This is a genomic window from Flavobacterium sp. AK-345, assembly GCF_058310175.1.
Genome location: NZ_JBZEER010000003.1, coordinates 364,923 through 390,793 on the forward strand (window position 1 = coordinate 364,923; position 25,871 = coordinate 390,793).

Consider the following 25,871-nt stretch of genomic DNA (forward strand, 5'->3'; position numbering starts at 1 on the left):
TTTGTTGTCTATTTTCTATTCTCTATATTCTATTCTCTTGCCTCTTTCTTCTAACTTCTTTCTTCTCAAAACTCATAACTCTGAGGCATAATCCCAGCCGTGTGAAGCAATTCGTAATGTTTGAGAATCGCATCAAGTCGTGTAGAAATTTTATTGTATTTCGCCTGAAGCAACGCATTATCGGCATCAACCATTTCAGTTATTAAAACCAATTGGTTTAGGTATTTCAGTTTTACGATTCGGTAATTTTCATTCGCCAAATCCAAAGCTTTATCCACAACCACAAATTTTTCAAGGATTTCCTGATATTGTGTATGTTCCTTAAACAGCTTATCCTGAATTTCATCTTTTATAATTTCAGACTGCATTTTCTGCCATTCGATTTCTGTACTGGCTTGTTGTACTTTGGTTTTGTTTTTATACAAGGCCGAAATATCAAAATGCGCTTCGATACCAATTTGCCCTAAAGTGTACAAATACGGGTTTGGCGGGAAGAATTTGTAATTTGGATAATAAAAACCATAATTTCCAAAGAAGTTTACCGTTGGCAGATAATTTCCTTTAACTAACTTTAGTTCTGTTTTTTTGATGTTTAATTCCTGGCTCGCCATTCGCATCTCTTCATTTTGGAAAGCTTTTTCCAAATAAAAATCATACGGATCTAAGCCATTCAATTCATCCATATTCGCTGTTGTATCGATGGTAATTTCTTCTGTTTCCGGAAGCTGGATCAACGTTTTTAAATCGTGAAGCGCGATTTTTATGTTTTTGGAGTTTGTAAGCGAATTCAATTCACGGTCCGAAAGTTGTAATTCGGCTCTAATAACTTCGTTTTTGGTTATTGTTCCGTGTTTTTGCAATGATTGCACTTCTTTTAATCGGCTTCTTTCTTCTTTAATGTTTTCTTCAAAAATTTTCTGAAGTTCCATCATTTTATAAATCGCCAGATAATTCGCCACCACTTCAAGCTCAACATCATTTTCGGTTTTTTCCGTTTTTATTTTGGCAATTTCACTTTCCTGATTGGCAATTTTGATGGCATTATTGATTTTATTTCCAGCATAAATTGGCATCTTAAAGCTTGAATTAACCTGATAAATTTCAGGAATTGCCTTTGTTACTTCTTTACCATTCAAAAAACCGTTGCCTTTAAATTCGGTAATATTGGTAATTCTGGAATATTCGCCGTTTAATTCGATATCCGGCAAACGAAGTTCTTTTCTTTCTTTGATATTTTGCTCAGAAAGCGTAGTCTCTAATTGAGATCTAAGGATTTTTTTATTGTTTTCTTTCGCCAGTTTCAACGCTTCATTTAACGAAACGGCATGAATTTCCTGAGCCTGTAAACTATTAAATGTCAATACAATTAGAAATAGCAACACGATTTTGAGAAAACAATCTTCTGTAGAATTTGTTATTTTAAGGAACATGAATATATAAATATTTTGATACTGCAAAGTTCCTGCATTTTTCTCGTGACTGATAATTCCAAAAAGTCAATAACATATTCATTTCGGACAAATGTTAATTTTTTTGAATCCGAAATGATTATTTTAAAATATTGAAATTCAAAATATTACACACGAAATCGTTTGAAGATTTTCTCACGCAGATTTGGCAGATAAATTATAATTAAATAATAAATCTGCCGAATCTGCGTAATCTGCGTGAATATATTTTTATTTCACGCAGATTTTAAAAAGATTGAAGCAGATTTGACAGATGATTGGAAAATAAATCTTTTTTAAATCTGCTAAAATCTGCCAGATCTGCGTGAAATAAATTTTATCTGCTTTTTAAAATATTTTCTCCGCTTAAGTAATCAGAAGGTCGTTGACCGAGGATTTTAAAGAAAGTATTACTAAATGTAGGAACGCTGCTATAACCAACTTCCTGCGCCACTTCTTTAACCGAAAGTTTTCTGTCAAGCAAAAGTTCAATCGCTTTCAAAATTCTGCGAATAGTATAATATTGAATGAAAGACATTTTAAGATCTTTTTGAAACAAGCGATACAAAGAGCGTTCGCTATACCCAAATTCATGCGCCACATCGGCAAACAGAATTGTTTCTCCGAGATTATTTTCAATATGTCTCAGGATTTTACCCAAACGCGGGTCTTTTGGCAAAGGCAATTCAAGTGGTAAATTGGTCAGGCATATTTGAGGAAGAATCGCTTTTATCGCTTTCGCAATCACAAAATTTGGAGAACCTTTTTTCAAATCACCGTTCCATTGATTGGTAAAAAGCATCATTTGAAGCAGTAAATTATTCACCGGATAAATACCTTCGTTTTGATAAAATTCATCTTCATTTTTTTCAACCGGAAAATACAGATTTCGCATCATCACATTTTCAGATTTTGGATGAATGCTGTGTGCTACATTAGCCGGAATCCAGATAAAATGTCGTGCCGGCAAAAAATACGTTTTGGTTTCTGTAGTTACAAAAACAACATCGCCTTCAGCATACAGCATTTGTGCTTTATCGTGTTTGTGTGTCGGAACCAACAATTCTCCCATCAAATCATGATGACAATAAATGCTCTTTTTATCGGCATCTACTTTTTTGATGTAATACTTGTCTACTTTAAAAGTTGATTGTTCCATTGAATATCTTTCTAGCGAAATTTAAATTCCAATATTTTAAAATTCCAAATTCCAAAGCTGGATTGTAAGTTCGCAAAGTAAAAACGCAAAGTTCGCTTGGGATACATAAATATAGGGAAATTTAAATTCCAAATTCCAATCTTGGATTGTAAAGATTTACCACAGCACGCAAGGCAAAAGCGCAATCCCGACACCTCGGGACGCAAAGCTTTATCAAAATCATAGCCAATGGTTTCAACCATTGGAGCGCAATGCATTTGCTTCAATATAAATAATCTCAACACGTCTCCCAAGGTTGAAACCTTGGGCTATATTTGAAATACAAAAATATAAAAGCAAAAAAACTCCAAATTCCAATGATATCGGTATTTAATTGGAATTTGGAATTTTCTATTTGGAATTTATTTTTAGAAAACTTTCTAAAATAAAAAAGCCTTCCGTTAAGAAAGGCTTCTCCCAATATTTGCGGTCTGGACGGGACTCGAACCCGCGACCCCATGCGTGACAGGCATGTATTCTAACCAACTGAACTACCAAACCAACTGCGTTATTGTGAGTGCAAAAATACAATAGATCTTTGATTCTGCAAGGGTTTTTACGAATAAAAATTGATAAAATTTTAAAAGGTTAAAATCCAATATTTTATCCCGAAGCCTCGGGACCAAATTCCAATTAAATACGCAGATCTTTGTTAAATTTCCGAACTTTGACAAAGATTTTTCATACAAAAATACTCATCACCTTGCTAAACATAGCCCGTGGTTTCAACCACGAGGTCACAATCATGATCACAATCCATATCCCCGTGGTTAAAACCACAGGCTATGTTTAAATCCAATTCAATAAATCATTATAAGCGCAAAGGTTCGCAAAGCTATGAATAAACTTTGCGAACCTTTGCGTATCCAGAGCCTTCGGGATTGTGCTCTTTGCGGTAAAACCAAAAGTACTGTAAATCAAAAAAGCCATCCACAAAAGTGGAAAGCTTTTCATTGGTCTAACTACTAAACCAGCTACGAGTTACAAATTCGTAGCAAAACAACACAACTAATCTTAGATACCGTATTTGGGCAAAAAAGCCTTTCCGTTAAGAAAGGCTTTTCCCAATATTGCGGTCTGGACGGGACTCGAACCCGCGACCCCATGCGTGACAGGCATGTATTCTAACCAACTGAACTACCAAACCTCTGCGTTATTGCGGTTGCAAAGATAGTACAGAATTTCATTTCTGCAAGTGTTTTGATAAAAAAAATTAAATATATTTTTAATTCCTTAGCCAAAGTTTTGTTTTTCAACTAAATATGTAGTCAATATTTTTTCAAAATTGTCGCCCACATTTACCGGAACGTACTTAATTTGGTTCTTCGCGCAGGTTAAAGCGAGTTCTTTAAAATAACTTTCTGCCCTTTTTTCATATTCTGCTTTTACATTATCGGCAAAAATAGATACTTCTTCGCCAGATTCCAGATCAATGAACTTTCTTGGTGTATTGTCAAAATCAAATTTTAGCTCTGTTGCATTATCAACAACATGAAACAAAATCACTCTGTGTTTGTTGTGTTTTAAATGCTGCAAAGCGTTAAACAATTTCTCATCATCTTCAGACTGAAACATATCTGTAAACAAAATAATCATCGAACGACGATGCATTTTCTCTGCAATTTGATGCAAATACGTAATCGTATCGGTGGTTTTTTTGACTTTTGGCTGTTCTAATAATTGCTCTAATTTATTGAGCAGCATTCTATGATGGCGATCACTTCCTTTTTCGGGAGCATAATATTCGTAATTATCTGAGAAAACACTTAAACCAACCGCATCGCGCTGTTTCTTTAAAATATTCATCAAAACTGCTGACGCCAAAACGGCAAAACCAATCTTCTTTTCATAAAAAGGCTGATTCGATTTTAGTTCCGGATAATGCATCGACGACGAATTATCGACAATAATATGACAGCGCATATTGGTTTCTTCCTCAAAACGTTTGGTGTACAAACGATCTGTTTTGGCAAATAATTTCCAGTCGATGTGTTTAGTGCTTTCTCCGGCATTATAGACTTTATGCTCGGCAAATTCGGCAGAAAATCCATGAAACGGGCTTTTATGCATTCCGGATATAAAACCTTCCACAACCTGATTTGCCAGCATTTCGAGATGCTGAAAACTCGAGACTTTCTCTATTTCCGTTTCAATTTTCATTCGGTTTCTTTTTTAATATTTTGGGCGCGATACAAAGCGTCTGTCGCCTGAAATAATTTTCGTTTTAATATCGGACTAAAATTAGGGTTTTCTTTTAAGAATTGCTGCACTTCATCAAAAGCATATTTCGAAGAATAACGACCAATTGTTCCGCTCAGCCAGTCTTTCGGAAAAAATATATCTCCGGTTCGCTGAATTTCATCGGTCAAATCTAAACAAAATCTCAAATGTTTTTGAGCGCTTTCCTGACGCAGCGGATGAAAAACATTTCCTAAAGCAGATGAAACCCACGATTCTTTTTCTCTGTTTTTCTCTTCTTTTAATGATTGAATAAAAGCATCACGAACAGATTCTTCTTTTGATAATGAAGGTAATAAAAACTCAAATCGCTTTTGCCTGTCCGGATTTGTGATTGCTGCTTTCGCTTTATTCAAAATTTCGTCTGCTTTTTCATGTTTAAAGATAGCCAAATTCATAGCGATATTGGTGTAATCGTCTTCGTTTAATTTCAAATTTGATATTACAACTTCCTTATTCCAAATCTGATATAATTTGGCTTTCGCCGGATCTGAATACGCAATTGAGCTAAATAAATTAAACAAAGTCTTTTTAATATTCCCCGTTAAATTTGTCTGTAAACGATTGTAAACTAAATCTTCAAATTGTTTTTGACTGGCGTTTTGTTGTTTTTCAGTTAGAAATCTCCAAAAAATACTACTTGCATTATTTGTCAGTATTTTTAAAACTAATTCATTTTCTTCAGTTTGAATTCCTTTTAAAAAACAATCAAAAGCTTTAGTTGGTGCAATATTTCCCGTTAAGGTATTTTCATAAAGATTACTATAACTCGATGCTCTTGCAACCTCATCGTTTAAGCTTGAAATAGAGTTTAAATTATTCCCGTCAAGCGGAAAAACACCGTAACCAAAACCATTATAATTGTAAATAATACTCAACGGCTTTTCAAGCCCAATTGCTTCTTTTAAAATCGTTTTTTTATCCTTTACAGCAACATCAATTACTTGTACATTATCAGCATAAACCAATCCTATTTGAAAAACCTGAGGCCAGATATTGTTAGATTTATCTTCGGCTTGTTGATTGATTTCAACCTTTTTGATTCGGTTTTTAGCATCATATTCTATTTTATCCGAAAAAATCGCTCTTCCTGATTTATTCACCCAAACTTCACTCCATTTTTTCATATCGAGTGGTGTTTCAGCATCCAGAATTTCTACAAGATTATTCCAGTCAGCATTGTCATTGGCGTATTTTTTAATGTATTTTTCAATTCCTTTCTGGAAAGCTTCCTTGCCCATTGTAGCTTCTAATTGACGCATCATTATTGGCGCTTTGTTGTAAATAATGCTTCCGTAAAGCGATCCGGCGTCTTTCAAATTGTCTAAATGTTGTCTTATCGGATGTGTGCCCAAAGAACGATCTTCGGCGAAAGCCCCGGAATAATGCGTTGTAAAAAATTGCAGATTATGATTGATTTTCGGGAAAATCGGATTCATGATTTTGTCTGCCATAAAATTCGCAAACACTTCTTTCATCCACACATCATCAAACCATTTCATGGTCACTAAATCGCCAAACCACATGTGCGAAGTTTCGTGAGCGATTAATTTAGCACGGCTTAATTTTAATTCGTCAGTCGCGGTATTATCCAAAAACAAAGCCGATTCTTTGTACTGAATAGCTCCAACATGCTCCATTCCACCATATTGAAATTCAGGAATCGAAGCAAAATCCAACTTCTGAAACGGAAACGGATAATTAGTATATTTTTCTAAGAATTCTAAAGATTGTTGGTGTAATTTAAAAATAGTATCGGTACTTGTCTGAAGTTTTTCGGGATTGTTTTCGCGATACAGCATTGTCATTTCTCGATTACCCCGTTTTTGAGTAACACTTTTGAATTTCCCGGCAACAAAGGAGAACAAATAAGTACTCATTTTATCTGATTCATTAAAAGTGTAATTGACAAAATCACCTTTTTCAGATTTGTTTTTTACATCGGCCCCCGCCAAAACTGACCAATCTTTTGGAACTTGTAAAGCCATATTATAAGTCGCCTTAATATCCGGCTGATCTAAACACGGAAACAACGTACTTGCACGATCCGGAACCAGTAAAGTATATAAATAATCATCGTTTCGGTTTAATGATAAATTACCGGCGATGAATGAAATTGCAATTTTATTTTTTCCTAAAATCAAACTTTCAGCAGGAATAATAATGTGCCCTTTTTCATGTAAAATGGGAATATTTTTTCCGTTTGCTTCAATTGATTTTATGTTCTGCGTTTTTTCTTTAAAATCTAAATACAAAGGCTGGCTTATATCTGATAAAGTCAAATGCAGCTTCATTTCCGATTTAATATCTTCATTTTTTTGATATGGAATTTCGAATAATAAATCATAAGAAACATCAGAGATTTGATGTTTTCTAAAAATAGCCAATTGTTCTGAAACGCCATTTTCTAAATGAACGCCTTCTTTTTGTTTTTGAGAAAAACCAATTGTTACAATCGTAAAAATGCAAAGAAAGTTATAGAAGATTTTCATTTTTAAAGGAATATAAGATTCGTTAAAAATAAAAAAAAGGTTTGGGTTTAGAAGGTTTTCTTTTAATCTGTTTCAAAAAATCGCCATGAATTCACGAATTATTTTTCATTATAAAGATCAAATAAAAAAATTCGTGAATTCGTGGCAAAAAAAAGCCCGACTAACGCCAAGCCTTTTCAAAATTTACTAAATCAAACTATTCCAAAATTATTCTGTTTGCTGAAATTTAAATGTCATATCTCCAGCATAATAAGTATTACGCGCATTGGTTGGAAAAAGTGTTTCTGCGGCCGTGCTTGAGATATATGCATAACCTGTAATGGTAATATTTCCGGCTACGATAGGATAAGTTGCTGCAGATCCGTCGGCTTTTGTTCTGTTGATCCAGTCATCGCTGTTTACCGTAAAAAAGTACTCTTTGTCTTTGGTAAGCGAGATTGGTGTAATCGTTTTTTCGACTGTAACATTGGCGGTAGCTACATTTACCATTTCAGATTTGATCACTGTTTTAGTCGCTGCATCCCACAAAGTCACTCTCAACGTTGAATTCACATCCGGAATTTTCACAATAATAGCATTGATTTTTCCGGTTACAGTTGGTTTAAAGCTGAAACCGTATTCATAAATTCCTGCATTTTTTTGATCTGCTGCTTTCTGATAAAATCCTGAGGTCGACATATAAGCCTCAAGCGGATTTTCGGAATCATACATAACCGGATCTGGTTTATCATTATCACTGCTGCATGAAACTGCAAAAATTGAGATTGTAAAAAGAGTTAAAATGGTTTTTAAAGTTTTCATAATAATAGTATTTTAAAAATTGTATTGAATTGGTTTTATTGGTTTAAAAGCTAAATGATGCCTTTTTGGTTATTGCTGAATATTAAAATGCGCGCAAACTTCTTCATAACTCATTTTAGAATAATCCACTTTTGCCATTTTTGATGTCGCAGCTGCAACACCTCCGGGAATCAAAATATAACGCCAACTAAGTGATGTTGGAATATTTACAGTTCCTCCCTGATCATGTCTAAATCTGAAAAGTTTGATTTTCTTTAGCGTAGAAACAGCTGTAATTGTATTTACAAATCCTCCTGCTGTGGATGTGTAAGGCAATGAAAATGTACCAGATCCAAAAGACACATAAACCAATACAGTTCCTTTTGAAAGAATATCATCTGTTAATTCAGGAACAACAAGACTTGTAGACATTCCCGAAGTACCGTCTACCGTTTCTGCAACTGCAGTTGGGGCAGTTAACCAAGCGCTGTAAATAACATTTGCCGTTCCGGTTGCGCCCGTTGCTCCGGGTTGTCCATCAACTCCATTAATTCCGTCGGTTCCGTCATCACTGCTGCATGAAATTGTAAAAAGGGCAAGTAATAAAAGAGTAAAAATGGTTTTAAAAATTCTCATAATAATTTGGTTTTAAAAAATTCATTAAATAGTTCTTATTTAGGTCAATAACATTATTTTTGTAAAAGTCAGCCGAGTAACAAATTTGTTTATTTTTGGCTGATGAATTATTTACAGGACAAATTTGCGTGATTAAAACAGGCCTGAAAACAGCTAATAGACAGACGACATTTTAAATAGACAGACGACGTAAAATCAACTTAAATGACCAACAAATACACTTGTATTATTATCGATGACGACGAAATTGACAGGCTAACGGTAATTTCGTTTGCCAAGAAATTTCCCGTTCTGGATATTTTAGGTGTTTTTGAATCTGCAGAAGAGGCACTTTCGATTATCGAAAAAGAAAAAATCGATATTTTGTTTCTGGATATTGATATGCCGGGTTTAAGCGGCATTGAGTTTCGAAAAAAAGCACTCGAAATTCCGGTTTGTATTTTTATCACCGCACATCCCGAACATGCCGTTGAAAGTTTTGAAATTGAAACGCTCGACTTTATCGTAAAACCTTTAAAACTGGATCGCTTTGCACAAACTGTAAGCCGCATTGAAGAATTTATAGAAATCAAACTCAAAGCGTCTCTTTTTGAAGCAAGTATTGGCGGCGATACCATTTATATTAAGGAAGGTCACGAACAAACGAAAGTAAAGCTTCATGAAATTTTATATCTCGAAGCATTAAAAGATTATACCTTAATTATTACCGATAAAAAAAGACACTGCGTTTTATCGAGTATCGGAAATCTTCTGAAAGAAAATCATTTTCAGTCTTTTATTAGAATTCACAGAAGTTTTGCGGTTCAGAAACAGTTTATCCAAAAAATAAATTCTTCTGAAATTCTTCTTAATAATAACATTACAATTCCTGTTGGCAGAAGCTATAAAGACAATCTAAACCTTTTGGCATGAAACGAATAGGGATTTTATTTTTCTGTTTTATCACTTTTTCTGTTTTGGCACAACAAGAACCCAATTTATCCCGCTATAAAACTATTCCCGAAAAGCTGCAGGCACAATTAAATTACACGCGCGATATCTTGAATTTAGATGAATATTCTAAAGTTATATCCAGTACACAAAAAGGCATTAATCTCTCTCAAAACCATCCGGCTTATTTAAGTAAATTCTATTTTTTTAGAGGAATGGCTTATGAATTCAATAACAACCAATATCAGGAAGCACTGGTTAACTATGAATTAGCCTGGAAATATGCTAAAAAAGCAAGGCATCTCAAGAACGAAACTTCTGCTTTAATGCGGCTTAATTACATCTATTATGCATTAAATGATACCACAAAAAGAAAATCTTTGGTACTCTATATCAAAAATGTAGTTGACACCACAAAAAGCGTTTACACAAAAGCCGTTTTATATGGAAGTCTGGGAGAATATTATTTAGATTATGCTCAATACGAAACGTTTATTGGATATCAGTTAAAAGCGATAATTTACAAAAAACAAATCCCAAAAAGCGTTGCAAACGACGAGAATATTGGAGTTTCTTACTGCCAGATTGCAAGTGCCTATATCAAAATGAAACAATTTAATAAGGCAATTGAATATTTAAAATATTCTAAACCTTATATAAAAACGTCTCCGTATATAATGGCTTTTTGCAGCAATTATTATATTCAGTGTTTTGTAGCCGAAAAAAAAATAGACAGCATTCAAAAATATTACAAATTAATTTACAGCTATCCTTCAGAAAAAGACTCTTTATTTCTCAATTTAAGTTTTGCAAACCGAAGCATGTCTGAATATTACGTAGATAAACACCAGCTAAATACAGCCCATAATTATGCTAAAAAAGCAGTTTTATTGGGCAAAAAATCAAATGACGATGATATAATTATGGAAGCCAATACCGCTTTGGGAAGGGTTCTATATGAAAAACGGGATTACAAAAAAGCAATCGAAATCCTGAAATCAGCCTCAAAAAATGCTTTGACTTATGATAAGGAATCATATGTTATGATCAATAAAAAATTATCTCAAAGTTACGCTGCACTTGGACTTTGGCAAAAAGCCTACCAATACAACGAAATCTACAGCAAATATAATAACGAAATGATGCAGGAATCGGCTAAACAGAATATTGCCAACGCCGAAGCTCGTTATCAAAACAAAACCAAAGGACAGGAAATTAAAAATCTTTCGGCTCAAAATACCATTAAAAACATTCAGATTGCCGATGCTAAAAAACAGCGTATCTATTTAATTTCAGGAATGATTTTGGTTGGAATTATCGGATTGTTGCTTTTTCTACAAAACCAAAATAGAAAGAAAACCAACCAGAAATTACAGCTTTTAAATAAGGAACTCGACGAAGCCAATAAAATCAAGGCGCGCTTTTTTGGCATTTTGAATCATGATTTACGAAGTCCGGTTTCGAATTTGATTCACTTTTTACATCTTCAAAAAGAAAGTCCGGAATTAATTGACGAAGCTACCGCTTTACGAATGCAGACCAAAGTGATTTCCGGAGCCGAAAATCTGTTGTCATCCATGGAAGATATTTTATTGTGGAGCAAAGGACAAATGGAAAGCTTTAAACCTCATCTTCAAAAAATAGAAGTTGCCGCTTTATTCGAAGAAACAAAAAAGCATTTTGCAAGTGTAGAAAACATTCAGCTTTTATTCGAAAATCCGGATAATAGTATTATAAATACCGATGAAAATTACCTAAAAACCATTATTAGAAACCTAACCGGAAATGCCATAAAAGCATTAGCAAAAACCTCCAACGGGAAAATAATCTGGAAAGCCTGGCAGGAAAACAACCAAACTTATCTTTCGATTACAGATAATGGCGCGGGCGGAACTCAGGAACAATTCAAAGCGCTTTACGACGATTCACAAGTCATCGGAATAAAATCTGGCTTGGGATTGCATTTGATTCGGGATTTGGCTACAGCCATAAACTGCAAAATAGAAGTCAGCTCAAAACCTGAATTCGGGACTACTTTTGTCTTAAAAGTTTGCCACTAATTACACGAATTTTCACGAATTAAAATAATCAAATTTTTGCAACGAATTTAAAAGATTTTTTCACGCAGATTTGGCAGATTTAAGCAGATTTAATTTTGATATTACTCATATATAAATCTGTGTAAATCTGCTTAAATCTTTTAAAATCTGCGTGAAAAATTTAAGCACAATTAAAATAAATAATTTGTGAAATTCGTGACAAAAAAACTTTATTCCAATAAAAAAGGCTTGACTTTCGTCAAACCTCTTTTATATAAATCATAATCTTACGATTACAACAAAGCGTCTAAACTATCAGAGTAAGTTTGTTTCGGAGCAACTCCTACTTGTTTACCTACTACTTCACCGTTATGAAAAACCAAAACGGTAGGTATGTTACGCACACCATATTTTGCAGCAAATTCCTGGTTAGCATCTACATCTACTTTACCAACCACTACTTTACCTGCATATTCTTCACTGATTTGGTCAATGATTGGACCAACCATTCTACAAGGACCGCACCATGCTGCCCAAAAGTCAACCATTACTGGTTTATCTGATTTTAAAACTACTTCGTCAAAAGTAGCATCTGTTATTGCTAATGCCATAATATCTATCGTTTTTAAATTTATCGTCTGATTAACTTAAGTATCAAACTAGAGTACAAATTTAAAAATTAAAAACCATTCAAACACCATTACCAAATTAGTTTTCATTATAAATGCATTGTCATTTATTATATTAATCCCATGTTTTAAAATTGTGAGATTTAACTTAAACTACAGAATGACGTATTTTAAAAATAACGTCAGTTTTTATGCTATCTTTAATGTTCCTGAAACTTCATTTATATGAAAGCAATTTTACACCACATAAAAAGCTTTTTACAATCTTCTCATTTTAAGATATATGCCAAACGATTTGGTTATTTTATTTTAGGATGCATTGCGTTTGTGATTATTGCATCGGGCGCATTATCGTTTTATTTTAATCAGAATAAAACCGAAATCATTGCTAAAATCAACACAAAAATTAATGAAAACATAAATGGGAAATTTCATGTTGGCGATTTTCAATATAAATTCTTAACCGGTTTCCCGAATTTTACTTTGGCCTTAAAAGATGTAGAAATCAAAGACAATCAATGGAATATCCACAAACATACTTTATTGAAAGCCAAAGAAATCGAAGTTCGTTTAAATGTTTGGAGTTTATTGCAAAACGAAATCAATATTCATAAAATGCTCATCAACGACGCCGATATTTATGTTTATAAAGCCGAAAACGGATATTCGAACGCCAATATTTTTAAACCCAAGAAGAAAAAATCGGCAGAAGATAAATCTGATACCGAAACCAGCATTGATCAAATTGACCTCAACGACGTTCATTTTACTTTAGACAATCACGTCGGGCATAAATTATTTGATTTTGAAATCGAAAGTTTAAAATCGAAAGTTGATTTTAACGGAGACGACTGGCAAACCGATGTTTACCTGAGAACCAATATTGAAAGTCTGGCTTTTAATACCGTTCACGGCAGTTTTGCGAAACAAAAAATTCTCGAAGGCACTTTTAATGTTTCGTATTCTGATGAAAAAGAAAAAATTGATGTTGTGACCAAAAACCTAAAAATCGGAACTGACTCTTTTGATATTATTGCTTTTTTTAATCTTACCGAAGGAAAAGCGCTTTTCGGAATCAATATTACGACTACGATTTTATGGCAAAATGCATCCAATTTATTATCGGCAAACATTAGTTCGAAGTTGAACCGATTTGATTTGAAAGAAGAAATCGATGTGAATTGCGACATTCAAGGCGATTTTAATCAGGAAGGCGACCCCAAAATTGTGGTTCAGGCAGAAGTAAAAAACAACGAACTCAGTATTCCCGATGGATTAATTACCGATTGTGGTTTTAAAGGCATTTTTACCAATAATTTTAAGCCAAAAGACGGTTTTAACGACGCCAATTCGGCCGTTATTTTAACCCGATTTTCGGGTAAATACAAAAATATTCCGCTTACAATTCCGCAGGCTGTGATTAATAATTTAGAAAAACCATTGGCAACCGGAATCGTAAATTCTGATTTCGATATTGAGAACCTCAACGAAGAAAATACCGAAAAATGGATTCATTTTACTGAAGGTCACGCTTCGGCTAACTTAAAATTTCAGTTTGATATTGTCGATTTATACATTACAAAACCGCGATTTATTGGCAATGTAAACGTAAAAGATGTTTCCTTTCATTTTATTCCGAAGAATCTTCACGCAGAAAAAGTAAACGTTAAACTCGACTTTACAGAAAAAGCATTATTGATTAAAAAAATCGCTTACAAACACAATAAAAACATCATTTATCTGGAAGGCAAAATCGATAATTTCCTGAATTTATATTACGACGCTCCCGAAAAAATGATTGTAAACTGGGATATTTATTGTCCAAATATCGATCTCAAACAATTTTTAGGTGTTTTGGCGAGTTCTCAAAAAAAGAAAGTCACGGCCAAAAAAGCCACCATGTCTGACCAATTGCGAAACGCCATTGAAAAATGCGTGGTAGACATCAACATCAAAGCTGATAAAATAAACTACAATAAACTGACCGCCACAAACACAAAAGCCGAAATCCAGATGATCGATTCGCGCCTTGTAATTAAAAATGGTTCACTGCAAACTTCCGGCGGAAGCATTACTTTTAATACTACAATTTCGCCCAATGGCAAGAACTATAATTTTGTCTCCAACGCGCAGGTAAATCGTGTTGATATTGCCAATTTTTTAAGGTCGTTCAACAATTTCGGAATCACCTCTTTTAGTCCAAAAAACATAAAAGGCAGATTGAGCAGTCACGCCAATGTAAACGGTTTTATCAACAGCCGGGGCGAATTATTGACCAACTCGATGCATGGAAAACTCGATTTTAAGGTGACTCAGGGCGCTTTACTCAATTTTGAACCGATTGTAAAAGTAGGCAAATTTGCTTTTCCGTTTCGCGATGTTCAGAACATAACCTTCAGCGATTTATCCGGAAACCTCAACATGCGCGGCGAGCAAATCGATATTAACAACCTCCTAATCAGTTCTAATGTGCTAAACTTAGACATTAACGGAATTTATTCCTTTGGTCGAGGCACCAATCTCGCCCTTACCATCCCACTCCGAAACTCTAAAAACGACGCCAAACTTGCCAGTCAGGAAGAACGCGACGCTGTTCGTGATCGCGGAATTGTCCTGCATTTGGTTGCGGTGGATGATGATGGAAAAATGAAAATTAAGTGGGGGAAGAAGGGGAAGGATAAGTAGGCAATATTACAATCTGATTAATAATGAAAACAAAAAAATATTATAAGATTTACACTATATTAATTGTTCCGTTTTGTATCAATTTTATAAATTGAAGGCAATCATGTTCATTAAAATTGTAAGTTTGTAATCATAATTATAATGTTTAAATTGGATGAAAGTAGTGTCATTTTTTGCAGGAGCTGGAGGGCTTGATTTAGGTTTTGAAAAAGCAGGTTTTGATGTTATATGGGCGAATGAATACGACAAGGAAATTTGGGCAACTTATGAAAAAAACCACACAAAAACATTTTTAGATAAAAGAAGTATTGTTGACATTCCTTCTAGTGAAGTTCCAGATTGTGACGGAATAATTGGTGGACCACCTTGCCAAAGTTGGTCAGAAGCCGGATCAAAGAGAGGCATTTCAGATAAAAGAGGTCAACTTTTTTATGAATTTATGAGAATTTTAGCTGATAAAAAACCTAAGTTTTTCTTAGCCGAAAACGTATCAGGAATGCTATTAACTACACATAAAGATGCCCTAGAGAATATAAAGCAAATGTTTACTGACATCGGCTATGATTTGACATTTCAAATGTTAAATGTTTCCGATTACGGTGTACCACAAGATCGAAAACGTGTATTTTTTATTGGGTATAGAAAAGATTTAGGAATGAAATTTACATTCCCAAGACCAACTACACTTGAAAACAAAATTACACTCGAAAAAGCCATCGGCGATTTGAAAGATAACGTATTGCCTGCAAAGTTAGGAAATTACACAAATGGTAGCGATTGCAAAATTTTAAATCATGAATATATGATTGGAGGTTTTTCATCAATGTTTATGTCAAGAAACAGAGTTCGTTCTTGGGATGAAGTTTCATTCACTATTCAAGCAGGGGGACGACATGCACCACTTCATCCACAAGCTCCAAAAATGAATTTTATTGAACAAAATATTCGAGAATTTGTAAAAGGTAAAGAACATTTATACAGAAGATTAAGTATTCGAGAATGCGCTAGAATTCAAACTTTTCCTGATTCGTTTTCTTTTGAATATAATAATGTTGTAGCTGGCTATAAAATGATTGGAAATGCGGTTCCTGTAAGAATGGGGAAAGTTTTAGCTCAAAAAATACATTCTGATCTACAAGAATTAAAAAACACAAAAAAAGCTAATTCAAAAAATATTGAAAATGAGATAAATGGAAATGTTGTACTTGAAAAAATGAACGAAATAATTAAAAACATGTCCGCATAATGATAAAAACATCGACACAAACAATTAATGGTAAAGCTTTTGAATATGCTTTATTAAATGAATTTTCTGAGCGCTTGAAAGTTCTGACTTCTGTTACAATTATCGAAAATGAGCCATTTAAAACCGCGCTTAAATGCTTTTTAAATTTTGATGAAAAAGAACAAAGCCATTATCAATTGGTCGCTAGTTTTTCTGTTAATTTTCTTCTTGATATTGAACCTCGCTTATCAAATGGAATTAATTCAGAAGATATTTTACAACTGGAAATTGTTGCTGATAAAGCCGGTCAAAGTGGAGATGTTCGTGATGTTTTAATGATTAGATCATTACAAAATTGGGAAATAGGGATTTCAGCAAAAAATAATCATAGAGCAGTCAAACATTCTCGTCTATCCAATGACATTAATTTTGGAGAAAAATGGCTAGGTTTTCCTTGTTCATCTGATTATTTTGAAGAAATTAAACCTATTTTTAGCAATTTAGCAGTTTTGAGGACAGCAAGCAAAGCAACACAAACATGGGATACTTTAGGTGATTATCACACATCTGTTTACATACCTGTTTTAAATGCTTTCAAGACTGAATTATTACGATTAGATACTGAAAATCCTGGAATTGTTGCGGAAAGATTAGTCAAATATCTAATTGGAAATCAAGATTTTTACAAGGTTATTAAAGGCAAAAATAAAGTTGAGATACAAGCTTATAATTTACATGGTACACTAAACTTACCATTTAAGGATATAAAACCAAAAGCAAAAATGCCACGATTGAAATTACCAAATCGATTAATTGAAGTTGTATATCAAGATAATTCCAAAACCACACTCTTAGTTACCTTAAATGAAGGTTGGCAAATTTCTTTTCGAATTCATAATGCAAGTTCTAGAATTGAGCCATCACTAAAATTTGACATAAATTTAGTTTCTGCCCCACATACTCTTTCTACAAATCACCTTTTTATTGGTTAATATACCTACATTAATAATTTCTTTATATTTATTTTAATCTAAACAAATATTAAAAAGCAAACATTAATTAACTCATTCATAGTAAAATAATACAACTTTTATTAAATAACATATAATCCATAAAATACCACTAATTATTAAATTTAAATCTTTAATAATTAAACCTATGGATTGTTTTACACCACAACAACGTTCCAAAGTTATGAGTGCTATCCGCAGCAAAGATACCAAGGAAGAAATTACTTTGGCAAAAGCTTTATGGCATCTTGGATACCGTTATAGAAAAAACAATCGAAAAATTTTTGGCTGCCCAGATTTAACTTTTACAATACTTAAAATTGCCATTTTTGTTGATGGCGAATTTTTTCATGGAAAAGATTGGGAGACCAAAAGAAAGCCTCAAACCAATTCGGAGTATTGGATCAAAAAAATAGAACGAAATATGCAACGAGATATAGAAGTCAATACCTATCTAGAATCTCAAAACTGGAAGATTCTTCGTTTTTGGAGTAATGATATTAAAAAGAATTTAGATTTGTGTATTCTTGAAATTGAAAAAGCAATACACGAAAGACAAATTACAAAATAAAAAAAGCCACTTCTACAGTGGCTTTTCCATTAAATATCAAAATTTTTAATTATTCAACATCCAAATAAGGATTTAAAATCTCGGCTAATTCATTGAGCCAAAAATAACCTTCTTCAACTGATTTCATATCGATTTGCAGGGTTTCGCATTCACGCATTAGAGACATGGCAAGAAGATAATTTACTCTTCGAATTGCTTTTGCGAAACTTTTGGGGTCAGTCGCTTGGTTGAAAAATTCGTTTAACCGTAATTCTGTTTCTTTTGAAAGGGAGTTTACACTCATAATCTTAAAGTTTAGGGAAATATAAAACCCGAACGGGTTAGCTGTCCTACGCCTTTAAGAGCGTTGCAGTTGTTTCCAATACCGCCAGCATACCGCACGGGCAAAAGTTTTGTCAAGTTCATAATCTTAAAGTTTAGGACTGCAAAGATACCAAAAAACGTGGGGTTTCTGCATTGATTGAAAAAGTTAATTCTTAGTTTGTTTGCTTATTGTTGCGTGGGCTTCTCCCGTCCCGAAACTTCGGGATCGAGGACGCTCAGCCTGACAATATTGTGAAACTTCCAATTCAAGCAGGCGGAAAAAACACAAATAAAAAAATCTGTTTTTATCCGCGTTTTCACAAAGTGAATCCGTTAAATCTGCGTTACATAATAACATTTCGACATCTGCCAAGGCTAACAAAAAATACGATCAATTTTTCGCAAAAAAAATTCATAATGTTTTATTAACTCACTTGGCTTTTCAACCTAAATAAAATAGCTTTGAGAATAATCATTAAATATAAACCAATATGAAGATTCAAATCAATACCGACAAAAACATTGAAGGACACGAAAGATTAGCCGCTTATTTTTCTGAAGAATTAGAAAAAGGTTTAACTCGTTTTGAAGAAAAAATAACCCGCGTTGAAGTACATTTCGGAGATGAAAACGGAGAGAAATTCAGCCTTAACGATAAAAAATGTGTAATCGAAGTGCGTACTGCAAAATTACAGCCACTAACGGTTACAGAACACGCTGATACTATAGAAAAAGCCTTTAGTGGCGCTTTGGCAAAAGCAAAAAAATCATTGACTACTACTTTTGAAAAAATGAAAGCGCATTAAAAAATAGGAACAAAGGTTCAAAGGGACAAAGGTGCTAAGTTTTCTGCGCCTTTGTCCCTTTGTCGCTTTGAACCTTTGCACCTTCTTTTAAGATTTCGGTAACGGCGCTCCCACAGCGATATCGCAACGGTGTCCGGGTTGCCCGTGAGCCGGATTCATTCCTTCGGCTACAGTTGGCGTTTCGGTGCTTAATAAAGCCGGAACATTATTATTTGCTGGCGGTGTAACGGTAAAACTTTGCGAAGTGCTTCCGCTTTGCGCTGTATTTGTTGTCGTTTGTTTTGCTGCAACCGGAGAATTTAAAGGTGATCCAACCGGAATATCACATCTGTGTCCGGGTTGCCCGTGCGACGGGTTCATTCCCTTTCCTACTTTCACAGGAGCTGCAGTTGTTGTTGTAGTCGTAACCATCTTTTGTTGCTGAGTCGGGTTTACCTGAACGGTTTGCGTTGGCTGAGCCGTTGCCGTTTGCCCTTGCGTTGGAGCCGAATTTAATGGCGCGCCAACCGCAATATCACATCGATGTCCGGGCTGTCCGTGTGCAGGATTTAGTCCGGCATTAGAACTCAAAACGGTATTCGGATTCGTTTGAACCGGGTTTTGAACAACCGAATTTACTTTTGTTGTATCCTTCATCAATCCTAATTTTACCAATTCTGATGTTGGTGTATTTTCCTGAGGTTCTAATTCTTTTTTGCAAGAAGTAAAAAGTATTGAAGTAAGAACTAATGAACTGATAAGTATTTTTGAATTCATGATTGTAGATTTTAAAAGCCCTCAAATATAGTGGTTTTTGACGTTTCACCATATAAGTTATATAAGATAATTTAAGTTTGTGTTTTGTGTTTTAATCTCGCAAAGTCGCAGAAGCGCAAAGTTTTTGTTTCACGCAGATTATGCAGATTTGAGCAGATTTTTTTTTATTAAATCACTTGAAAAAAAATCTCCGCATATCTGCTTAAATCTTTTTAAAATCTGCGTGAAATAATTTGCAGCAAAAAACTTTGCGCCTCCGCAACTTTGCGAGATTATTATAATATTTGCTAACTTTAACCAAAACAAACTTTACATGAAAAAATCAATCCTGGTTCTATTATTCGTTACCGCTTTTGCAAATGCGCAAAACGTTGAAAAAGACAAAATCAATCAAACACTAGACGCCTGGCACAAAGCTGCTGCCGATGTAAAATTCGACGCTTATTTTTCTGCTTTAAGCGATGACGCCATTTATATCGGAACTGATGCTACAGAAAACTGGACAAAAAAAGAATTTCAGGTTTGGGCAAAACCATTTTTCGATAAAGGAACAACGTGGAATTTTTCGGCTTTAGAACGTCATATCTTTTTTGATAAATCGGGAAAAATTGCCTGGTTTGATGAATTGCTAAATACGCAAATGAAAATCTGTCGCGGATCTGGTGTTTTAGTAAAAGTGGGGAAAGAATGGAAAATTCAACATTACGTTTTATCCATGACAATTCCGAATGATGAAGTTGATGCTGTAACCAAAATAAAATCTCCGGTTGAAGATGTTTTAATTGACAAGCTTAAGAAAAAATAAACATTTTTAGTCTTTCTTATTATAATCCTAACTTTTCTAGCGTTTTACAAAACTCAATATCAAATTAATTATAATATAATTGACAATTTTAGTTGTAAATTAGAAGTTCAAAATAAGATTGTCTCAAAAAAAGAGATCGAATTTTACAAAATCAACTAAAATAAAAGTCAAGCCTCTATTTTTTGAGCCCTGAAAATCTAAATATTGATTTTTTTTTAACTTTGACCCCAAAAAAAATAGGGTTCAATAAAGTATTTGAAAAATGAAAATAGAAAAACGCTGGGTCATCTCCTTTATTATTATAAGTATTGTTTGTATTACAGGTGCATTTTGGCCAACAGTTACCGAAAATAGCTATGTAGCATCAGAATTTGGAACAACAGATCATATAGTTCCTGCCGATGTTGCCTGGATGTTAACTTCGTGTTGTCTGGTTTTAATTATGACGCCGGGATTATCTTTTTTTTATGGCGGAATGGTAGGCCGAAAAAATGTGATTTCGACCATGTTGCAAAGTTTTATTTGTTTGGGCGTTGTTACGCTTTTATGGGTTGTAGTTGCTTTTAGTCTGGCTTTTGGAGAACCGGTTGGTTTTGGCTCCGGAGATCACTTTTATAGTTTCTTCGGAAACCCGACAACTTTTGCTTTTATGGATTATGTGGGCGTTTTGCCTCATAAACAATTGGCAAACACGATTCCGTTTATGTTATTTGCATTGTTCCAAATGAAATTTGCGATAATTGCTCCGGCCATTATTACGGGTTCGTTTGCAGAACGTGTTCGATTTATCTCTTATTTACTATTCATTAGTTTATTCACGATTTTTATATACGCGCCTTTGTGCCACTCTGTTTGGTATCCAACAGGCGTTTTAGGAAGTTATTTTGGCGTAAAAGATTTCGCCGGAGGAACCGTTGTACATATGAGTTCTGGTTTTGCTGCTTTGGCAGGAGTTCTGGTTTTAGGAAAAAGAAAAAATAGCGATCATATACCAACAAATATTCCGTTTGTATTATTAGGAACCGGAATGTTATGGTTTGGATGGTTTGGTTTCAACGCCGGATCTGCGCTTGCCGCGAATGGAACAGCCGCAATGGCTTTTGCTACAACCACAACTTCATCGGCTGCAGCCATGTTAACGTGGGTTTTCTTTGATCGAATGAACGGCAGAAAAGTTTCAGCTCTTGGCGCTTGTATTGGTGCTGTTGTTGGTCTGGTTGCCATAACGCCCGCTGCAGGTTTTGTATCTGTTCCGGAAAGTATGTTTTTCGGATTCGTCACAGCTTTGGTTTCAAACTCAGTTGTAAATTGTCGTTTATCTAAAAGATTTGATGATACGCTTGACGTTTTTGCCTGTCACGGTGTTGGCGGAATTATGGGAATGATCTTAACTGCGATTTTCGCTCACGGCGAAGATGCAAGTTTACTTCACGGTGGCTGGAACGTATTTGCACATCATATGATGGCTTTAGTTTTGGTTTCGATATTTACTTTCTTTGGTGCTTATTTCTTGTTTAAAGTGACCAATTTCATTATTCCTCTTCGAGTTTCAGAAGAAAACGAACATATTGGATTGGATTTATCTCAACACGATGAAACACTCGATCCAAAATTGAAACCAATTACGGAAGCGCATTACGGGTAATCATATTTTATTCGCCACGAATTCACGAATTTTAATTTGCTCATGCTGTAAATAAAAATTCGTGAATTCGTGGCTAAAAATTTTTAAAGTTAATTCGGCTATTTTCATTCGTTTATATTCCTTAATTTTGCCGAAAATTTTTGTAAAAGTGGGAAGTAAAAATAAACTAAAAAGATTCAGGGAAAACGAAACATTTGAAAACGTTTTTCAACCAACAAGAGAAGAAGTTGTAGGCGATTTAATGCCTTTAAAAGGAAAATGGAATTCTGATTTCTTTAAAAATGACAATCCTTTAGTTTTAGAATTAGGATGTGGAAAAGGAGAATATTCTGTTGGTTTAGCAGAAAGATATCCAAACAAAAATTTTATCGGAATTGACATCAAAGGCGCGCGTTTCTGGAGAGGTGCAAAAACCGCTGTTGAAAACGGCCTACATAATGTTGCTTTTGTTCGAACTCAAATCGAATTGATCAATCATATTTTTGCTGATAATGAAGTTGACGAAATCTGGATTACTTTTCCGGATCCGCAAATTAAATACAAGAGAACAAAACACAGAATGACGAATTCTGAATTTTTGAAATTGTATAAAAAAATCCTTAAAAAAGACGGTGTTGTAAACCTTAAAACCGACAGCGAATTTATGCACGGTTATACGCTGGGATTGCTTCACGGAGAAGGACATGAAGTTTTATATGCAAATCATAATGTGTATAAAAATGAAGGAAGTCCGGAAGAAGTTACTGCTTTTCAAACATTTTATGAAAAACAATATTTAGAAATTAATAAGGCAATTACGTATATTCGCTTCAAAATTAAAGATTAATTTAATTTTGAAAACAAATTTACGAACACATTAAACAACTGAATGGCCTTACTTACTCCATTACTTTCAGGTTTTATTGCCGCTTTCATTGGAATTATCCCGCCTGGTTTGATTAACATGACGGCAGCCAAAATAAATTTGAAAGAAGGAAAAAAGAATGCCTTGTGGTTTGTTATTGGTGCTGTTTTAGTCATATTTTTTCAGGTTTTTGTTGCGGTTTTATTTGCACAGGTAATTGACAACCGACCAGATGTTGTAACTTTATTACGCGAGGTTGGTTTTGTAATTTTTGCTTTTTTAACGATTTACTTTTTATTTCTTGCCAAAGAACCAAAAACCAAAAAGAAATCGAAGATTAAAAAAAGCAGCAAAAAAAGCCGTTTCTTTTTAGGAATGTTACTTTCGGGGTTGAATTTTTTTCCGATTCCCTATTACGTTGTGGTGAGCGTTACTTTGGCTTCCTACCATCTTTTTGTGTTTGAAAACAACATTATTTTTACTTTTGTTTTAGGATCTGTTATAGGGTCTTTCGCAGCTCTTTACAGCTATGTTGCTTTCTTTGGCAGAATCGAAAAGAAAACAGATTATCTAATGCGCAACATGAATACTATTATTGGAAGCATTACAGGTTTAATTGCCGTTGTAACGCTTTTTAATATTCTGAATTACTATTTCGGATAACTACAGATTAAAAATTTAGGTTTTATAAAAATTGAACCATTAAGAGATTAAGAAAAATTAAGTTTCGCTTTGTAACTTCACTTTCTTAATTACCTTTTAGATAAAATTCAAGTTTCGACTTAATGAAACTTAATGTCTTAATGGTAAATAATTTAAACTTATGGCTGAGGATAATTTTTTTGAAAAAGTTTATGCGATTGCAAGACAAATTCCGTACGGAAAGGTTACTTCTTATGGCGCTATTGCGAAAGCTTTAGGAACCGCACGCTCTGCCCGAATGGTCGGCTGGGCCATGAACGCCTGCCATAATATGGACGATGTTCCTGCACACCGCGTTGTCAACAGAAAAGGGCTTCTTACGGGAAAACATCATTTTCAAGGAACCAATTTAATGCAGCAGCTTTTGGAAAACGAAGGCGTTGAAGTCGTCGATAATCAAATTATAGATTTTGAGAAGCATTTTTGGACTCCCGAAGTGGAATATTAATTTTCACCATATAAGTGATATGATCTCATTTTAGGATTTCCTGCAAGGTTTCCAAAACCTTGTAGGTTTGACTTTTAAATCAGCTTTAATCTAAACAAAAAATACTTTACGACAATATACCTACAAGGTTTTGAAAACCTTGCAGGAAAACGGATGGCAGAAATCATCAAATCAGGCAAATAACAAAACTAGTTTTATCTTCGTCTGTTTGGTAGCTTAAATAGCCGCCATGAGCTTCTATAATGTTTTTAGAAAGCGTTAAACCAATTCCGGCGCCGTCTTTTCTGGTGGTGAAAAATGGCAAGAATACTTTATCCCGAATTTCAGAATCGATTCCTTTTCCGTTGTCTGAGATTGTGATAAAAAAACGGTTGTTTTCTGTATAACTTGACAGAAACATTTTCTTTTCCTGTTTTTCTTTCAATGCATAAATACTATTCGTAATCAAATTGATAATAACTTGTTCCATTTGGTTTTTATCAATTAAAATCGAACGCGAACTGTTGATATCATTTACCAATTCGATATTTTCTGCTTTTAAAATCGGATTCATGATTCGCAAACAATCGCCAAAAAGAGCATTTATTGGCGTCATTGCTTTTGTTGGCGTTGGCAGCATGGCCAATTTACGATAGTTTTCTACAAAAACCTGTAAATGATCGCTTCGGTTTATTATGGTCGAAATACTGCTTTTAATGTCGTCAAAATCATCTTCTTCCAGTTTCTCCTGATCTACAATTTGGAGTAAATTCTGCGAAAGCGCACGAATTGGCGTTAAGGAATTCATTAATTCGTGCGAAATAATTTTCATCAAATTGATCCAGGCTTCTTTTTCCTTTTTTTCAATTACACGCTGAATACTATCCAATAAAATGATGAAATATTCTTTGTTATAGGTTTTTGTAAGAGAGGTTTGCAAAATAAAAGTCTGCACATCCTGTTCTTCAATTTTAATCGAAATCGCCGATTTTAGTTCTGAAAATTCTGTTTTTTCAATTTCGCTGCAAAGCGATGGCAGATAATTTTTAAGGTATTTCCAATGACTCACTTTTGGAACTTTGAATAAATCTGAAAAACAATCGTTCATCAAAAAAATATTCCACTCTTCATTGTCTTTTTCGAGAATTAAAACGCCTGTTTCTATATTATTTAAAATCGATTGGTAAACAATTTCTTTTGATGTTTGTTCCTGTTGCTGCACTTTTAAACTTTCATATAAAAGATACATACTTTTAAAATTTTCGTTTTTATTTTCTTCCGGAAAATTGGTCGAAAAATCGTTTTGAAGCATCGAGAGCAATGTTCTGTCGTAAAAAAGCAATTGATTTTTGACATAAAAATACATTTCAAAAAGCATTACTACGGCAAAAAGTCCAACCAAAATAGCATTGTAATAAAACATTTTATAAATCAGAAAAATGCAAATGAAAAAGAGAATCATAACAAATAAGATTCTCACAAACAAGGCGTTATAAAACTTCCAATTTTTCATATTTTATTTTTTGTTGCCACAGATTAAAGGATTAAAATGATTTTTGTTTCACGCAGATTTTGCAGATTTAAGCAGATTAAATTAGATTAAAACAGCAACTATTAGCCTGTAATTTTCTTTTTATTGCCACAGATAAATGATTAAAAATAATTTCTAATAAAAAATCTGCTTAAATCTGCAAAATCTGCG

Annotated in this window: 22 protein-coding genes and 2 tRNA genes; 12 read left to right on the plus strand and 12 right to left on the minus strand. The window is 34.0% G+C overall.

The genetic code is table 11. The features are described from left to right. Positions 1-65: 65 nt before the first annotated feature. The 8 genes from AC4FQ3_RS08465 to AC4FQ3_RS08500 form a co-directional block, all read right to left on the minus strand. Complete coding sequence (locus AC4FQ3_RS08465) at positions 66-1,382, minus strand: TolC family protein (protein ID WP_491181575.1); 1,317 nt, start codon at positions 1,380-1,382, stop codon at positions 66-68. A 403-nt stretch (positions 1,383-1,785) separates the two neighbouring features. After that, complete coding sequence (locus tag AC4FQ3_RS08470; protein WP_491181576.1) at positions 1,786-2,607, minus strand: AraC family transcriptional regulator; 822 nt, start codon at positions 2,605-2,607, stop codon at positions 1,786-1,788. 466 nt (positions 2,608-3,073) lie between these two features. Further along, positions 3,074-3,147: transfer RNA gene (locus tag AC4FQ3_RS08475), tRNA-Asp, on the minus strand. Between the two features lie 572 nt (positions 3,148-3,719). Continuing rightward, positions 3,720-3,793, minus strand: a tRNA-Asp gene (locus AC4FQ3_RS08480). An 86-nt stretch (positions 3,794-3,879) separates the two neighbouring features. Next, complete coding sequence (locus tag AC4FQ3_RS08485; RefSeq protein ID WP_042563353.1) at positions 3,880-4,806, minus strand: DUF58 domain-containing protein; 927 nt, start codon at positions 4,804-4,806, stop codon at positions 3,880-3,882. After that, positions 4,803-7,376 carry a M1 family aminopeptidase gene (locus AC4FQ3_RS08490; protein ID WP_491181577.1) on the minus strand — a complete coding sequence of 858 codons (2,574 nt, stop codon included), beginning with the start codon at positions 7,374-7,376 and terminating at the stop codon, positions 4,803-4,805. Before AC4FQ3_RS08490 ends, AC4FQ3_RS08485 begins: the two co-directional genes overlap by 4 nt. A gap of 207 nt (positions 7,377-7,583) precedes the next feature. Then, a complete protein-coding gene (locus tag AC4FQ3_RS08495) occupies positions 7,584-8,177 on the minus strand; it encodes a hypothetical protein (RefSeq protein WP_491181578.1) in 594 nt (197 codons plus the stop codon). A 69-nt stretch (positions 8,178-8,246) separates the two neighbouring features. Beyond that, entirely contained in the window at positions 8,247-8,792 is a 546-nt protein-coding gene (locus AC4FQ3_RS08500; RefSeq protein ID WP_491181579.1) for a hypothetical protein, read from the minus strand. A 204-nt stretch (positions 8,793-8,996) separates the two neighbouring features. Here AC4FQ3_RS08500 and AC4FQ3_RS08505 point away from each other — a divergent pair, with 204 nt between their 5' ends. Beyond that, positions 8,997-9,704: a LytR/AlgR family response regulator transcription factor gene (locus AC4FQ3_RS08505; RefSeq protein ID WP_491181580.1), complete on the plus strand. Its 708-nt coding sequence runs from the start codon at positions 8,997-8,999 to the stop codon at positions 9,702-9,704. After that, positions 9,701-11,782 carry an ATP-binding protein gene (locus AC4FQ3_RS08510; protein WP_491181581.1) on the plus strand — a complete coding sequence of 694 codons (2,082 nt, stop codon included), beginning with the start codon at positions 9,701-9,703 and terminating at the stop codon, positions 11,780-11,782. The genes AC4FQ3_RS08505 and AC4FQ3_RS08510 overlap by 4 nt, the downstream gene beginning before the upstream one ends. Before the next feature lie 272 nt (positions 11,783-12,054). Here the strand turns inward: AC4FQ3_RS08510 and trxA are convergent, their stop codons facing one another. Then, a complete protein-coding gene (trxA, locus tag AC4FQ3_RS08515; RefSeq protein ID WP_042563349.1) occupies positions 12,055-12,372 on the minus strand; it encodes a thioredoxin in 318 nt (105 codons plus the stop codon). 243 nt (positions 12,373-12,615) lie between these two features. Here trxA and AC4FQ3_RS08520 point away from each other — a divergent pair, with 243 nt between their 5' ends. The 4 genes from AC4FQ3_RS08520 to AC4FQ3_RS08535 all read left to right on the plus strand — a co-directional run bounded on the left by AC4FQ3_RS08520 (position 12,616) and on the right by AC4FQ3_RS08535 (position 17,881). Beyond that, entirely contained in the window at positions 12,616-15,075 is a 2,460-nt protein-coding gene (locus AC4FQ3_RS08520) for an AsmA family protein (protein WP_491181582.1), read from the plus strand. Positions 15,076-15,229: 154 nt separating this feature from the next. After that, entirely contained in the window at positions 15,230-16,321 is a 1,092-nt protein-coding gene (locus tag AC4FQ3_RS08525; RefSeq protein ID WP_073394726.1) for a DNA cytosine methyltransferase, read from the plus strand. Continuing rightward, positions 16,321-17,292 (plus strand): HaeIII family restriction endonuclease, encoded by a 972-nt coding sequence (locus AC4FQ3_RS08530; protein ID WP_491181583.1) that lies wholly within the window; start codon positions 16,321-16,323, stop codon positions 17,290-17,292. The genes AC4FQ3_RS08525 and AC4FQ3_RS08530 overlap by 1 nt, the downstream gene beginning before the upstream one ends. Positions 17,293-17,458: 166 nt before the next feature. Beyond that, entirely contained in the window at positions 17,459-17,881 is a 423-nt protein-coding gene (locus tag AC4FQ3_RS08535; RefSeq protein WP_491181584.1) for a very short patch repair endonuclease, read from the plus strand. Between the two features lie 49 nt (positions 17,882-17,930). Here the strand turns inward: AC4FQ3_RS08535 and AC4FQ3_RS08540 are convergent, their stop codons facing one another. Continuing rightward, entirely contained in the window at positions 17,931-18,164 is a 234-nt protein-coding gene (locus AC4FQ3_RS08540; protein ID WP_491181585.1) for a hypothetical protein, read from the minus strand. Positions 18,165-18,675: 511 nt separating this feature from the next. Here AC4FQ3_RS08540 and AC4FQ3_RS08545 point away from each other — a divergent pair. Further along, the gene (locus tag AC4FQ3_RS08545) at positions 18,676-18,990 is read left to right on the plus strand and encodes an HPF/RaiA family ribosome-associated protein (protein ID WP_491181586.1); all 315 of its coding nucleotides are present in this window, start codon (positions 18,676-18,678) and stop codon (positions 18,988-18,990) included. Between the two features lie 87 nt (positions 18,991-19,077). On the opposite strand, the gene AC4FQ3_RS08550 is transcribed toward AC4FQ3_RS08545, so the two are convergent. Then, positions 19,078-19,746 carry a hypothetical protein gene (locus AC4FQ3_RS08550; protein WP_491181587.1) on the minus strand — a complete coding sequence of 223 codons (669 nt, stop codon included), beginning with the start codon at positions 19,744-19,746 and terminating at the stop codon, positions 19,078-19,080. A gap of 313 nt (positions 19,747-20,059) precedes the next feature. On the opposite strand from AC4FQ3_RS08550, the gene AC4FQ3_RS08555 reads away from it, so the two are divergent. From AC4FQ3_RS08555 to AC4FQ3_RS08575, 5 genes are all read left to right on the plus strand, one after another. After that, on the plus strand, positions 20,060-20,551 hold the full coding sequence (locus AC4FQ3_RS08555; protein WP_491181588.1) for a nuclear transport factor 2 family protein: 492 nt from the start codon (positions 20,060-20,062) through the stop codon (positions 20,549-20,551). A gap of 262 nt (positions 20,552-20,813) precedes the next feature. Then, positions 20,814-22,196, plus strand: coding sequence for an ammonium transporter (locus AC4FQ3_RS08560; protein WP_042563339.1), 1,383 nt, complete (start codon positions 20,814-20,816; stop codon positions 22,194-22,196). Between the two features lie 148 nt (positions 22,197-22,344). After that, a complete protein-coding gene (gene trmB, locus AC4FQ3_RS08565; RefSeq protein WP_029271659.1) occupies positions 22,345-23,022 on the plus strand; it encodes a tRNA (guanosine(46)-N7)-methyltransferase TrmB in 678 nt (225 codons plus the stop codon). A gap of 42 nt (positions 23,023-23,064) precedes the next feature. Continuing rightward, the gene (locus tag AC4FQ3_RS08570) at positions 23,065-23,703 is read left to right on the plus strand and encodes a LysE family transporter (RefSeq protein ID WP_491181589.1); all 639 of its coding nucleotides are present in this window, start codon (positions 23,065-23,067) and stop codon (positions 23,701-23,703) included. A gap of 160 nt (positions 23,704-23,863) precedes the next feature. Next, on the plus strand, positions 23,864-24,190 hold the full coding sequence (locus tag AC4FQ3_RS08575; RefSeq protein WP_491181590.1) for an MGMT family protein: 327 nt from the start codon (positions 23,864-23,866) through the stop codon (positions 24,188-24,190). 166 nt (positions 24,191-24,356) lie between these two features. Here the strand turns inward: AC4FQ3_RS08575 and AC4FQ3_RS08580 are convergent, their stop codons facing one another. Then, positions 24,357-25,682 carry a sensor histidine kinase gene (locus AC4FQ3_RS08580; RefSeq protein ID WP_491181591.1) on the minus strand — a complete coding sequence of 442 codons (1,326 nt, stop codon included), beginning with the start codon at positions 25,680-25,682 and terminating at the stop codon, positions 24,357-24,359. Positions 25,683-25,871: the final 189 nt, after the last annotated feature.

Coding starts and splice junctions, on each gene's coding strand:
- AC4FQ3_RS08550 (WP_491181587.1), bottom strand. CDS start 19,746: ATGAATTCAAAAATACTTATCAGTTCATTAGTTCTTACTTCAATACTT.
- AC4FQ3_RS08580 (WP_491181591.1), bottom strand. CDS start 25,682: ATGAAAAATTGGAAGTTTTATAACGCCTTGTTTGTGAGAATCTTATTT.
- AC4FQ3_RS08505 (WP_491181580.1), top strand. CDS start 8,997: ATGACCAACAAATACACTTGTATTATTATCGATGACGACGAAATTGAC.
- AC4FQ3_RS08470 (WP_491181576.1), bottom strand. CDS start 2,607: ATGGAACAATCAACTTTTAAAGTAGACAAGTATTACATCAAAAAAGTA.
- AC4FQ3_RS08500 (WP_491181579.1), bottom strand. CDS start 8,792: ATGAGAATTTTTAAAACCATTTTTACTCTTTTATTACTTGCCCTTTTT.
- AC4FQ3_RS08560 (WP_042563339.1), top strand. CDS start 20,814: ATGAAAATAGAAAAACGCTGGGTCATCTCCTTTATTATTATAAGTATT.
- AC4FQ3_RS08575 (WP_491181590.1), top strand. CDS start 23,864: ATGGCTGAGGATAATTTTTTTGAAAAAGTTTATGCGATTGCAAGACAA.
- AC4FQ3_RS08490 (WP_491181577.1), bottom strand. CDS start 7,376: ATGAAAATCTTCTATAACTTTCTTTGCATTTTTACGATTGTAACAATT.
- AC4FQ3_RS08520 (WP_491181582.1), top strand. CDS start 12,616: ATGAAAGCAATTTTACACCACATAAAAAGCTTTTTACAATCTTCTCAT.
- AC4FQ3_RS08535 (WP_491181584.1), top strand. CDS start 17,459: ATGGATTGTTTTACACCACAACAACGTTCCAAAGTTATGAGTGCTATC.
- AC4FQ3_RS08545 (WP_491181586.1), top strand. CDS start 18,676: ATGAAGATTCAAATCAATACCGACAAAAACATTGAAGGACACGAAAGA.
- AC4FQ3_RS08570 (WP_491181589.1), top strand. CDS start 23,065: ATGGCCTTACTTACTCCATTACTTTCAGGTTTTATTGCCGCTTTCATT.
- AC4FQ3_RS08530 (WP_491181583.1), top strand. CDS start 16,321: ATGATAAAAACATCGACACAAACAATTAATGGTAAAGCTTTTGAATAT.
- AC4FQ3_RS08510 (WP_491181581.1), top strand. CDS start 9,701: ATGAAACGAATAGGGATTTTATTTTTCTGTTTTATCACTTTTTCTGTT.
- AC4FQ3_RS08525 (WP_073394726.1), top strand. CDS start 15,230: ATGAAAGTAGTGTCATTTTTTGCAGGAGCTGGAGGGCTTGATTTAGGT.
- AC4FQ3_RS08555 (WP_491181588.1), top strand. CDS start 20,060: ATGAAAAAATCAATCCTGGTTCTATTATTCGTTACCGCTTTTGCAAAT.
- trxA (WP_042563349.1), bottom strand. CDS start 12,372: ATGGCATTAGCAATAACAGATGCTACTTTTGACGAAGTAGTTTTAAAA.
- AC4FQ3_RS08485 (WP_042563353.1), bottom strand. CDS start 4,806: ATGAAAATTGAAACGGAAATAGAGAAAGTCTCGAGTTTTCAGCATCTC.
- AC4FQ3_RS08540 (WP_491181585.1), bottom strand. CDS start 18,164: ATGAGTGTAAACTCCCTTTCAAAAGAAACAGAATTACGGTTAAACGAA.
- AC4FQ3_RS08495 (WP_491181578.1), bottom strand. CDS start 8,177: ATGAAAACTTTAAAAACCATTTTAACTCTTTTTACAATCTCAATTTTT.